This window comes from Bacillus salipaludis (assembly GCF_004358205.1).
On sequence record NZ_SMYO01000038.1, the window covers coordinates 1 to 12,732 of the forward strand.

General features: G+C 33.9%; 12 protein-coding genes and 1 pseudogene. 6 read left to right on the forward strand and 7 right to left on the reverse strand.

All coding sequences use genetic code 11. The features are described from left to right. Positions 1 to 341: 341 nt before the first annotated feature. Positions 342 to 767, reverse strand: coding sequence for a hypothetical protein (locus tag E2K98_RS28795; protein WP_133340257.1), 426 nt, complete (start codon positions 765 to 767; stop codon positions 342 to 344). Between the two features lie 249 nt (positions 768 to 1,016). Continuing rightward, entirely contained in the window at positions 1,017 to 1,715 is a 699-nt protein-coding gene (locus E2K98_RS28800; protein ID WP_133340259.1) for a hypothetical protein, read from the reverse strand. A 322-nt stretch (positions 1,716 to 2,037) separates the two neighbouring features. On the opposite strand from E2K98_RS28800, the gene E2K98_RS28805 reads away from it, so the two are divergent. Next, entirely contained in the window at positions 2,038 to 2,604 is a 567-nt protein-coding gene (locus E2K98_RS28805) for a tyrosine-type recombinase/integrase (RefSeq protein ID WP_133340261.1), read from the forward strand. Positions 2,605 to 2,673: 69 nt separating this feature from the next. Here the strand turns inward: E2K98_RS28805 and E2K98_RS28810 are convergent, their stop codons facing one another. From E2K98_RS28810 to E2K98_RS32165, 4 genes are all read right to left on the reverse strand, one after another. Next, a complete protein-coding gene (locus E2K98_RS28810; protein ID WP_133340263.1) occupies positions 2,674 to 3,678 on the reverse strand; it encodes an LLM class flavin-dependent oxidoreductase in 1,005 nt (334 codons plus the stop codon). 27 nt (positions 3,679 to 3,705) lie between these two features. Next, on the reverse strand, positions 3,706 to 4,581 hold the full coding sequence (locus E2K98_RS28815) for a DUF3109 family protein (RefSeq protein WP_133340265.1): 876 nt from the start codon (positions 4,579 to 4,581) through the stop codon (positions 3,706 to 3,708). Between the two features lie 61 nt (positions 4,582 to 4,642). Further along, entirely contained in the window at positions 4,643 to 5,518 is an 876-nt protein-coding gene (locus E2K98_RS31890; protein ID WP_235824965.1) for an aKG-HExxH-type peptide beta-hydroxylase, read from the reverse strand. Between the two features lie 87 nt (positions 5,519 to 5,605). After that, positions 5,606 to 5,737 (reverse strand): hypothetical protein, encoded by a 132-nt coding sequence (locus E2K98_RS32165; RefSeq protein ID WP_268884147.1) that lies wholly within the window; start codon positions 5,735 to 5,737, stop codon positions 5,606 to 5,608. Between the two features lie 152 nt (positions 5,738 to 5,889). On the opposite strand from E2K98_RS32165, the gene E2K98_RS28825 reads away from it, so the two are divergent. The 3 genes from E2K98_RS28825 to E2K98_RS28835 all read left to right on the forward strand — a co-directional run bounded on the left by E2K98_RS28825 (position 5,890) and on the right by E2K98_RS28835 (position 9,060). Further along, positions 5,890 to 7,155: an MFS transporter gene (locus E2K98_RS28825; protein WP_165976425.1), complete on the forward strand. Its 1,266-nt coding sequence runs from the start codon at positions 5,890 to 5,892 to the stop codon at positions 7,153 to 7,155. A 285-nt stretch (positions 7,156 to 7,440) separates the two neighbouring features. Then, positions 7,441 to 7,716: a ribbon-helix-helix protein, CopG family gene (locus E2K98_RS28830; RefSeq protein ID WP_133340269.1), complete on the forward strand. Its 276-nt coding sequence runs from the start codon at positions 7,441 to 7,443 to the stop codon at positions 7,714 to 7,716. A 555-nt stretch (positions 7,717 to 8,271) separates the two neighbouring features. Next, a complete protein-coding gene (locus tag E2K98_RS28835) occupies positions 8,272 to 9,060 on the forward strand; it encodes a DeoR family transcriptional regulator (RefSeq protein ID WP_165976426.1) in 789 nt (262 codons plus the stop codon). 229 nt (positions 9,061 to 9,289) lie between these two features. Here the strand turns inward: E2K98_RS28835 and mobV are convergent. Next, a pseudogene (mobV, locus tag E2K98_RS28840) lies at positions 9,290 to 10,366 on the reverse strand (MobV family relaxase). A gap of 838 nt (positions 10,367 to 11,204) precedes the next feature. Here mobV and E2K98_RS28850 point away from each other — a divergent pair. Together E2K98_RS28850 and E2K98_RS28855 are read left to right on the forward strand one after the other, a co-directional pair. Continuing rightward, complete coding sequence (locus tag E2K98_RS28850; protein WP_133340277.1) at positions 11,205 to 11,792, forward strand: hypothetical protein; 588 nt, start codon at positions 11,205 to 11,207, stop codon at positions 11,790 to 11,792. Between the two features lie 116 nt (positions 11,793 to 11,908). Further along, positions 11,909 to 12,526, forward strand: a complete 618-nt coding sequence (locus E2K98_RS28855; RefSeq protein ID WP_133340279.1) for a type II toxin-antitoxin system PemK/MazF family toxin — start codon at positions 11,909 to 11,911, stop codon at positions 12,524 to 12,526. Positions 12,527 to 12,732: the final 206 nt, after the last annotated feature.

Consider the following 12,732-nt stretch of genomic DNA (forward strand, 5'->3'; position numbering starts at 1 on the left):
GACATTAAGTCAAGAGTGATATATAATAACTAAAGTAAATTAACAATCCAGTCTCATTGCGAGGCAGTAAAATATCCAGTCTCATTGCGAGACAGTAAATAAATCGAAAAAAGAGGTTACCTTAAATTTAGGGTAACCTCTTTTCGTTTATATAAACCTAAATTAAATTTCCAATGTAACATAATGGATGTTGTGTTACATTGGGATGAAATTAAGATCCTTTAAGCAAACAGGGCAGTTCTGTTTAAGAAAGATTATGTGGATAGGATGAAGAATATAGACCATCAGGAAGGTAAGTCTTAACTAATTGAAGTGGGGAACTGTAAATTTTGATGTATTTACTAATTTACTTTCATTTGAAAGGTTTCTTTTTTATCATTCCATTCCACAGTTGCTTTTACAATATACTCTTTTTCTGGTAAATTTCCATTTGAACTACCTTTTAAAACTACAGTACCGTCAGGATTTAATTTTTCACGCTTCCCTGACATACTACCATTTGATAAAATGAAGGAAACCTTAATGTTCTTGACAGATTTAATATCCGTTCCTTTATAGGTTAGTGTAATTTTATCGCTTTCTTCATTACCTGAAACTTTTGCAACTAATACAGCAGACCAATGTTCACTTTCGCCTTTATATTTTAAAGAATAATTTTGTTGATTTCCTTGTTGAGGTCCCTTTTCAACTGTTTTACTTTGGGTAGAACAAGCAATTAATACAAATGGGATTATTACAAATATTAATCTTTTTATAATTTTGAACATCGTTTCACCTCTTCTCTTTTAAACCACCATTTTATTAATTTTAACATATCTGGATATATATGTCTGATTTTTCTGTATATTATCATTATTATTAGAAAATTAACCTCTATGAAAAACGGACGCTAATCCTTATTTCAGATATGCGCCCGTTTGATTAAGAGTAAAATTATTTCTTTACTCTATAAAAAAGTGCTTTGTCCAAATTGTAAATGCTATTTAATTTGATGCACGACAAAGCAACCAACTTCTTTAAGGTGAAGCAGATGTTTTCAACTGCGAATAAATCTTAGTACTACCACTATAAATATCTGCTCTAGTGAAACTACCTGCTGTACCATCAGGATACGACAAATATTCACATTGCATAATTATACCATATTTTCCAGTTGAATTAGAAATCCAACTAGGTGTACCTACTGTATAATCACCGCTACAAGATCCTGGGAATCCAGTGCTTTGTTTAGAGCCTTGCTGACTAGCAAATACGTATCCATTTTTTACAGAATAAGTTGAAGATGTTCTTGTCCACCAGCCTTCCGTATTCCATAACTTTACATAATTTCCGCTTACATACCATTCTAATAAATTGTATTGAGTAACACCTGAATATGTTCTAGAATTCGTATCACTAAGGGGTGTTGCCGCTAACATGTAAACTTCATCTCTAGTTGTTCCATCCCTTAGAATTTTTTTCTTTGTTGTAACAGCATATTTTGTATCGAGGTTTAATTCTTTGACCGTATTTTCCTTTTCATCTAAAACAGTGTGTTTTATTTTAAACCTCGGATTGGATATCGTTTCATTTTTCTCCAGTTTTTGTAGGAGTTCCTTAACTATTGGGTCATCTTCTACCTTTGTGACGTGTAATAAACCTTCAGCATTAGTTGGCATTTGAAACATGAGAATACCACACATCAACAACATTAAAGCTGAAAAAAACTTTTTCACAAATAACCCCCCCCATTTTTTAATATTAGAATCTAAATTAATAAATTTTTTTAATTCCCCCCTTTCTGTTTTATTATGCAATCAATTCCCAATATATGGTAAATATTACAGAAAAATAACCATAAATTACATTTTCGTTACATCTAATTTTTACCAATATTTTAGATTAATCGTGTCAAAAATGAATGTAACATAATTGATATTAAGTTACATTCGAATCGTTGAAAATAGTAGACTTTAACTCTATGATTTTATTATGTAACATCTTAAAAAATATGTTACATTCAAATTAGCTATTTTACTACGTCGAATAGGAGGGCATATGAGAAGTAAAAAAAATGAAATCAAGGACGTTCAGCCTATCCGAAGTTATGAAAAAATCAATGACATGAAGTGGTCGCTTAAACGATTTTGTGGGGAACGGGATTACATCTTATTCATGTTAGGAATCAATACGGGACTTCGGGTGAGTGACCTTTTGAATCTAAAAGTGAAGGATGTAAAGAAGAAAAAGAAAATCGTGGTCAAAGAAGGAAAAACAGAAAAAGCCAGGATCATTTATTTGAACAACATTTATGAGGAATTGAATGAGTATATAAACAAGCTGGACGGAAAAGGATGGCTGTTTCCAAGCCGAAAAGGGAATAATCCTGTCTCCCGGATCCAGGCATACAGGCAGCTCAATAAGGCAGCTAAAATGGTGGACATAACAGATGGAATCGGAACTCATACCATGAGAAAAACCTTTGGCTATTGGCATTATAAGCAGTTTAAAAATGTAGCAGAATTACAAACAATTCTTAACCACTCACACCCCGAAATTACGTTACGATATATCGGAATAACGGATGAAGAAATAGAAAATAACATGAAAAATTTTGTGTTATAAGGAGACGAGACAATAAAAGTAAAGTACAAAGATACGGACCAGGCTTAAGGGATTATCAGGGTTGATTCTCTAATTATTAGTAAGTAACTCTTCTGCAAGTAACTGATAAGATTTTACTCGATCATTTAAATAATGAGTGTTAGTTTTAATCATAATTTCATCACTTTGATACAAGCTTTGAAGTTCAACGATTTTTTCTTTTACTTCCATTGGAGTACCAATAATCATTCTTGCTTCCATATTTTTGATTGTTTCTTTTTCCTCAACAGTAAATTGGTATTGTTTTGCTTCTTCAATTGAAGGTATTCCATTATTACCTTCTCCTTTTGAAATTAGTATATTCCAGAATAATTCACCAAGAGCAATCTCTTCGGCCTTCTCTTTTGTCTCTGAACAAATAGCTGAAACAGCAATTATTGTCTTAGGATGTTTCAATTGATTATTTCTTTTAAAAGCTTGGCGATAAGTTTCCAATATTTTCAGTCCGTCAATATCACTAATAAAATGCCCGAAAACATAGGGAAGGCCATTTGCTGCTGCAATCTTTGCGCTTTTGATACTTGTACCTAAAATCCAAGGCTGTGGGGGAATATTAGGAAGAGGAAATGCCGAAATACCATTATATTTATGGTTAGTGGGAAAATCATTTTTCAAAAAATGAAGAAGTTCTACTATAGATTCAGGTACGCTACGAACTTGCTCTGAATAGTTATCAGAGAGAGCTAGCTTTGCTTTATCTGAACCACCAGGACCCCTGCCAATTCCTAAATCAATTCGGTTAGGATAAAGAACTGAAAGCATATTATATATTTCAGCAACTTTATAAGGTTTATAGTATGGAAGTAAAACTGCTCCAGAACCAAGTCGTATTCTATTTGTATGTGCGCCAATATAACTTAACATTACTTCTGGTGACGAGCAGGAAAGACCTGGAATATTATGATGCTCAGTAATCCAATAACGAGTGTATCCTAATTCCTCTCCAATTTGAGCAAGTTTTAATGATTCTTTTAATGCCTGTTCTGCTGTTTTTCCTACAGAGATAGGAGATTGATCTAAGATACTTATTTTCATACTATGACCTGCTTTCACAATAATTTGTTAATCGTTCTGTTTAACTTTAAAAATTTCATTGCTTTTTTTCTCTATAAATTTGTATGAGTCCATACCAAACAAGCTTATAAGTAAGTTCTTTTCTTGCATATATGCTGGGATATAGTCTTTTAATTTAAACATACTATCTGGTAAAGAACTCTTACCAAAAATACTTTGGGTTCTCTTTGTATCTAAAATAAGTTTTCGTTCCTTTCTGTTCAAACATATAAATTGTAAATCATGACTATTCCATCTACTAAAGCCTTTATTATCGGTTGCCATATTTATAGAACCATCTTCTGATTCTATGATATCTATAACAGTTTCTTCATCAGCTCCAAAAATAAATCTTTTACCATCAGTTAAGTCCACCATATCTATCGGATACATCATACAACCTTTTGGCTTTAACGTAGTATAATCAATATTATTTTTTAGTGCGAAACTATGGATGGCACAGACGTGGTTTCCTGCACTATCATGCCTAATGAAAAAAATACATTTATTGCAGTTACTAGTAAAGCTACCTTCTTGATTAATTAATCCAATATTATTAATGTGTTTTTTTGTTTGCTTATAGTCTTCATGGGATTGTGTATCTCTAAAAATTTTATCGACTATGTGCTCGATTTCCTTAATATCCTCTTTTATTGGTGGGTACGGCGATCCTTCACAACATAATCTAGTATGTGCATAGTAACAGTTCAAGCAATCTAAATTCACGAGTCTATTAAGAGATTTTATGTCAAATAAATTGCCTTTGTATTCAAAGATAGTTTTGTTAAAATTTCTTTCAATATATGAATTGGCGTTATTTTTAAGGATTCTACTCATTGGAAAGGTTATAAAAGAATAATTTTTCGCCTTTTTATTAATTCTCATAGGATATCCTCCCGATTTTTTACTTAAGCTTGGAATAATTTTTTTCCAAGCTTAAGATAGATTAGTTATTTAAGCTTTCAGTTATATTTTCAAAATCATAAAGCTTAATAAATTTATTCATTTCGTTTAAAATTTCAATACCTCTTTCTCCAAAGAATTGTTTTCTTTCATTCAATTCTGACATAGTTTTTGAAAGTTCCTCTTTGTACATTCTCGATTTCTTTTTATCACCCAACATATAATACAAATGCATAATTCCAATAGATACATTTGCTGCATGAAAAGAACGGTCAATAGGACGTTTCTTTTTTAATATTGTTGAGGTGGTTAATGCCTCTGGAAGATAGCAATCAGCTGGGTTAGGGAAAATACTATTTACCATGTCATCCAAAAATAGGGTGTTATGGATAAATTCATGATATAATGCTTCAGCATAATCAATAACTGACCATTTTTTAGGTGGATTTAGCCAAAGCAAGCCTAAGAGACTAGAAACTGTTCCTCCTCCAAACCCTTTTCTTTTTGCCAGATAGATAGTACCAAAATGTCTTTTAATTAGTGAATATAAGTTTGGGTGAAGTATTTTTATTAATTCTAGTCCCTTTTCAATTTTGTAAATTACTTCTTCCCTTTCTTCTTGAGGAAACACATGCATATTATTAACTGTATCCTCGCGAGTAATTACTTCATGTTTTATTAAAAGTTCACACAATTCTTCACTGTCAAAACTAATTTTTATATCTTGTCCATAGGGAATTTGAGATTCTTGTAAATTATTTAATGCTTTAAAATAAAGTTCTTTTTTTTGATATTCATCTTTAATCTGCTCGGAAGTGTTTTCTCCAAAGTAGAAATTAATAAGAGAATCTACGTTGTTATTAATAGAAGTACTATTTAAAAATGAAAAGTTTGTACCTTTAGTAAGTGTAGAATCCATATTATCACCTTTCTTTTATAAGCTTTAAGTTAAAATAGATGTAAAAAGGACACTTTCTCAAAGTATCCTTTTTACAAACCTTCTTTACTATTTTTCTTCCTCTTCTTCAGTTTCATCCTCATGAATTTGCATTACAAAAACTTGAACTGGTACTTTAGATTTACCTGTACCAAAATGATTTTCGGTAAAACGTTTAATATTCTCATTAATGTTAGACATAGTTTTCACCTCCTACAAATCAATGAATATGAGAAGGATTTTTGAAATATACATAGAATGTAAAAATTAGGTAATTTCTTAAAAAGGAGTGTAGCCAATGTAATATTCCCCTTTTGGTAAACTTATTAAAAACTAAAAAAGGGGTTATTCTGTTGAAAAATAAATCTTTTAGCTTATTAGCAACTGGACAGTCTTTAGCAAATGCCGGGGATGTTTTTTATATCTTGGCACTTATTTCGGTTGTTTACCATATAACAGAATCTATGTTCTATGTATCATTAGTTCCTCTTACTAATATGATCTCTGGAACTATTAGTGGTATTCTAGCCCCTCTGATAATCGATAAATATAAGTTAAAAAGAATATTAGTTTATTCTCAATTTTGTAAAACGTTAATACTTTTAATGATTACACTTTTTAATTTATATTTAATTTCGAATCAAACAATTTATATTATTTATATTTTAGTTTTTTTTATTTCTTTTTTAGATGGTTGGGCAAGTCCGGCTAGCAGTGCATTGCTACCAATATTAGTTCCTACTGATAAATTAACCAAAGCTAATAGCCTTTTATCATCTTTAAACCAATTTATTCAGTTGGCCGGTTGGGCAATAGGTGGTATTTTAGCAGCATTTCTTCATTCTGTTGGTTTATTTTGGTTAACTCTTTGGCTATATGTATTATCAACTATTATGCTGGCATTAATTGATGATTCAATGGAAATGAAGGATCCAACACAAAAAAACAAAAATAAAATCTTAATAATGATTGAGGGTTGGCGAATTATAGTAAAAAACAAAACTCTGCTAACTGTCCATTTATTAATATTTTGCGAATCGATAGCAAATACTGTTTGGATTTCAGCAATCCTTTATCCATATATCCAGCAACGACTTAAAGTTGGAACAGAGTGGTGGGGATATATAAACACATCACTATTATTAGGTTTTCTTATTGCTGGAATATATGGCTTAAGGTACTCTGACTTCGTTTATAACAAGTTGAGGTCCATAATCATATTAGGCAGTTTTATAGTTTTTGTAACAACGTTTTTATTCGGTTTAAATACAGTTCCATGGGTTTCTCTTATATTAATAGGGCTATATGGTTCTTTTCAGGAAATAAAAAACATATCTATACATACCCTAATTCAGGGTATTGTAAGTGACCGTCTCTTGGCGAAAGTTTACGCAGCAGAAAGTGCAATAATTATGCTTACATTTGGCATTTCAACAGTTTTAATGGGAGTTTTAGGTGATAAGTACAATATCATAGTTGTATATTTAGTATCGTCTCTTTTCCTATGTATTTCCTTCATAATTGTATTTGTTTTTAAAGACAGTCTAGTGGTGAGATTAACCAATGACCAGGCTACATCTCATGCACAACAGAATACAGCTCAACAACAAAATCAATAAAACCATTACAATAATACTTACCCCCTTTAAGGGGGATTTTTTTGACTACAGCCCAGTCTCCCCCCTGCTGGTGAATCACTGAATCACTTCATCACTGATGTAGTTTCAAGTTTTGAAAAATCTCAGGAAAAATTGAAGAAAGGAAATAGAAAAGAGGAGGGGAAGAGGCTGTACTTAAAATGGTTCTGAACACAAACGGACAAGCATAGATATAATATCAAGCTGATTCACTGGTGCAGTGAACCACATTTAAATACAGATATATCAAGCAAGGAGGGAATTTTATTGAGTGTATTGAAAAAACGTTCGGAGGCAGCAAAGGAACGAAACTTAGGTGGGAAAAGGTGTGTTCGGTTCAGCATTTCCATTAATAATGAGTACGATCGAAAATTATCTAAATTAGCGATAAGCTGTGGAATGACGAAATCGGAAATGTCCGATCAACTGTTGAGGATCGCCTTAGATTCCCCTAATGTGTTGGATTGGCTGCAACAAAAGTTTAATAAAATAGAAGAATACAAGGTTCGTCCAACTGTCATCAACAACAAAGTTTATTATTAAAAAAATCTCCTGGCCGGATGGCAAGGAGATTTTTATTTGGCCCTGGAATATTTAATGCCTTCTTTTACCCATTTTTTATCGAAGTTATAACATTTTGTGCAAAGCCCGAGCCTTTTTGAGGAATCCTTTGTATTTCGTATGGTTTTATCACAATACCTGCATTTCATCTAAACTACCTCCCTAGAGAGGATTAATTAGTATTGTTATTGACTAATAGAGGTAGTAATATACAAAAGTCCTTGCCTATTATTTAAATTTACTAGACTTCCCTAGAATTAACAGTTTATAATTAAAGCAATTAAATGAACGGAAAATAAAAAGAGCCTCAAGCGTTTTATAGTGTGGTTGGCGCCACCTATAAACGTCCGTCGTGCTTACCCACGACAAACACCTGCTCAAAGACTCTTGTTTTAACTACATTATGCCATTATTTTAAGGGATAAGACTAGTTTTTTCAAGAGGAAACTAATGTCTATTTTTGTAGAGCGCTGTTTGTCGTACATTTTTTTTACGACAGGCAGCGTTCTTTTTGTTTCCGAAAAAGGAGACAGTGACATGACGTATTTCGTTGAAACGGATCAATTTAATCAAATGATTTCTTACCATCCCTATGTAACGACCGGAAAAGAGAAGAAAAAAATAAAATATAGCCTTTTGGACCGGATCCAAGAGGTATTAGGATCCAAGTGGAATCGATTTAAAGAAGGTACGAGACAAGCCTTTGATATGATTTGTTTTTTAGGGACGGAATTGGGGTTTGTTTATGCTGGTGATGACTATCTAGCAGAACGGCATGATATCAGTGATCGGACCATCAGAAACCGATTGAAGGAACTAGAGGAACTAGGACAAGTTATAAAGGTACATAGAAGGACGAAACGCTGCAATGGCAGGGGGAAACCGATTTACTTATTTGTAAACCATCCATACTTTACTTATTGGGTGGAGCTGCTCGGGATAGACTTAAAGGATTTCCAGACAGATTTCCAAACAGAAAACGCTGAAAATCCTTGTGAGAGTAAGGAAGAAGAGCGAAAAAAAATCCCTACCTATTCTTTACCTAAAAAACAAGAAAGTAATATTAATATAAGCAATAATAAAATTGTTCAATATGTAGTCAATCGAGTAAATGATTCGATTAAAAAAGGAACGAGAATAAAATATTTATCCAGTTACATAGATCGGATGGTTCGATCCTTAGAATGGCAAGCTTTATACGCTGAAAATAGACGGCAACAAGCCCTTAAACAACAACAGGAAGCCCAAAACTCTAAGATTATTCAAGATTTTTTAGGGATTAAAAAGCCAGAAACTGTACCGTTTTATAACTGGTTAGAACAATAGACATCCAGTGAAAACGGCCCATAACATAACAGCAATAAAAACCCCATTTTAAATTCGTAAAAATGTAATGCTCTTCTTTGAAAAACATGTGTTGGGCTTCCATTTTGGGCTTATAAGGTGCCCTTTATAAAATTATAGAAGTAAAATAAACGAAAAGATTAAAAATGCTGTACAGGCCTTTAAATACCTTCTAAAGCCGAATAGGATTTTTGGTGTTTTTTGCTTTTCATTACCGTTCGATTTCTGATTGCTTCTCTTTGTCCTTTGAAAACTTATGTAAAAACTCATTGAATTTAGCAAACAGCTGATTTTCTCTAAAAAACGTTTGGATCTTGTCCAACATGTTTTTCAGCTTACTGTTTTCGGCTTTTAACGTTTTATTTTCTTGTCTTAATCGGTGATTTTCAGAATCTAATCCGGATATCTTTTGGGCTAAATGCTGTTTTTCACTTTTTAATTGAATCGCCTGGCGTTCAAGCAAAGGAACCTTTTTAGCCGTATGTTGAAGCAGAATAAAATCATTTTGCTTAATTAGAACACTGTCACGACTTGTCAGGGGCTTTTTCGTCTCGATTTGATCAATAGCATGTCCATGGTTTTCAATGGCGCTTAAATCGCCTTCCAGGTCGCTTAAGCGACCCTTTATCTCCTTAATGGAGGATTCAATTTGCTGTTTTTGTTCTTGTTTTTCTTGTAGTTGGCCCTCTAGTGATTGAATTTCTTCTCTCACTGACATCGCTTTAAAGCGTTTCGGCTCAACATGTTTTTTGTCACTGGAGATCCCACGTTCCAGGGAAAAGCCGGCTTTTACAATATGGCCATGAAATTGATCCTGCAGCTGCTGCAGCTCGGATCTCTTGCCGAAAAACGCTTTGGCTGCCAATTTGCCGTCCTGCGTGATCGGTACCATTCCTACATGCATATGGGGCGTTTTTTCATCTTTATGAACCATGGCATAAAGGATGTTTTCTTTTCCGTATCGATCCTGTAAAAACGCTAACGATTCTTGAAAATAGCGTTTCTCCTCTTCAGGGGAAAGTCCATCAAAAAAGGATTTATCGGACGTCACCAGAAACGAACAAAGTTTCACAGCATCTCTCCGGATCTTTTTCGTACCGGTATAACGCGCATCAATTTCTTTTTGAATCCGTTCCGTATAATTGATTTTGGAATCATTTAATAAATCTTAATTTAAGTAACTTCTTTCTTTATCGATATCAAAATTACTATGACTCTCTTTTTCTCGTTGATTGTGAACCTGGATCCCTTTGACATCCGGCCCTTTTAATTTTTTCATATGAATCACAGCAAAACTCAAACAAAATACCTCCCAACTTAAGACACAAAAATGCTTTTATCACCCACTCACTACCCTGGGATTGGCTCCGGCTTTCGTCAGTAGCAGAAGACCTCGGCTATGTGTTACGAAGTATAGGCGAGGTCTTCTGCTGGCCACGGAACGAAATAGGAGCCGATCCCCTCTTGGTATGAGTGGGATGATAAGATTTTCAAAACCGAAATAACATTAAAATTGGTTAACTTTTTATTTGCGCAGCAAGTTCCCTCTTATTTGCGGTCACATGCAAATAGAGAATCTGATGTATTTTTCCTGGCCAGACATCGCAAAACGCAGCAAGAACGCCCCCCAAAATAACGCACGATAACGGGGTCTGAGCGAATGACTTTACTAGTTTAAGTGTAGCTTACTACACTTTGCATGGCAAAATGGTAAGCTCTGCGAGGCCGTTTCGGCAAGCCGAAAGCCATGCCAAAGCATGGCAAAAAACAAAACCTTGGGCTCCTCGCCCAAACCCCGCCAACGTAGCACGTTGGATCGCATAAGCCTCCGGCGGTCCGAAACCCAGGTTTCGAAACTTCCTGCCCTCGCCGGAAGGCATCCCCAAAAATGAATTTTGGGAAAGGCCGAGAGGGTCAACCCCATAAATGCTTGACAGCCGTACTTGTCCATTCCTTATCCTCCCTTCGGTCCGGTATCATGGACAAAACATTTGGAAGCTGTTGCTGCAACTTAGATTTTCTATTGGTCATGCTGTTGCTATGGTGTACAATAAAGCCAACAAAACATTGATTTAATTAGAAGATTCAAGCTAATATACGAGAGATTTTATAGGTGAGGTGATACCATGGCGGAACAAGAAATCATTGATTTACCCTTAGGAACAAAAGAGATCGCGGATACATTAAAGATTTCAGAAAGCGTAGTCCGGAAATATGCGCTGGCTTTAGAAAAAGCCGGTTATGAATTTGAAAAAAGCGGCACCGCTCGATTGTTCAAACACCATGATGTTGAGACGTTCCGGATGATTAATAAACTAACAGAAAATAGTAAATTAAACGTAGAACATGCTGTAGCCGTAGTGATGACACGCAACACGCAGACAACATCCAGTGTGGCGGGTGCAAATGCAGTCGTACCAACGGATCAAGAAATTACAAATCAGCACAATAGCGCGCTATTGGCGGTTGGGAATCAACTGAAAATGCAGCAGGATTTAATCAATTCATTGGTGGAAGCAATCACAATTCAAAGGGATGAGTCAGACAAGCGTCATACTGAACTAATAGGGAAAATTGAAAAACAAGAGCAGGTCAATAAAGATTTAAACGATAAATTAAGCATGGCAGTTGACTTGATCCAAAAACTCGATGGTAAGGTTGATAAAATCGAAGAAAACGAAAAAAGAGGCTTTTTCAAGCGGTTATTCGGATAAAAAAGAAGCGATATAAAAAGGTATTTCTTCAAATTTCCTTATTTTATGATAAATTGGTTTTAGGACAAAAAGGGTATCCATTTGTTTATAAATACAAATGTTAAGGAGAGAATGGTTTGGCTAAACCGATTAGAAAAAAAAAATATTCAAATCCAATTACGAATAACCGATTATTTAGAGTATTGGTTAAACAAGCAATTGCTATTCGTTCCATTAAGCAAAAGAATCAACATTTAGTTGAAGAGTGGCTACGAAAATTTGCTGATTTTATTTATGCTGAAGATAATAAACATTTTGAACCGGCAAAGCTGGGGAAATATAAAGCTGGAGATATTATCTTTGCTGAATTTGGTTATAACGTTGGTTCAGAATTTGGTGGTAGTCATTATGCAGTTGTTATTGAAAACAGCCCATTAAACGCAAAAATGATTATGGTTGTTCCTCTTTCGTCATTAGAACCATCGCAGTCGGAAGAAGATGTACACCCAAATGATGCATATCTAGGAGAATTGCCACAACTAAATAAAATTGCCCACAGTGCTGAAGGTACAAAAAGCTTTGCAGTAATTAACCAAACAAGAGCAATAGCAAAGCAAAGAATTATTGCACCAGTAAACAAGTATCATAAACGAATTTTTATAGACGGACCATTATTAGGTCTAATTTATGATAAATTTAAAACAAGATACACAACACAAGGTTTAAAACGTATAAATAAACCAGAAGAGGAATAACGTTAATAAAGTAAGGGAATATTTTAAACAAAAGGGTTTATTAAATAACCTTTTGTTGACATTAAGTCAAGAGTGATATATAATAACTAAAGTAAATTAACAATCCAGTCTCATTGCGAGGCAGTAAAATATCCAGTCTCATTGCGAGACAGTAAATAAATCGAAAAAAGAGGTTACCTTAAATTTAGGGTAACCTCTTTTCGTTT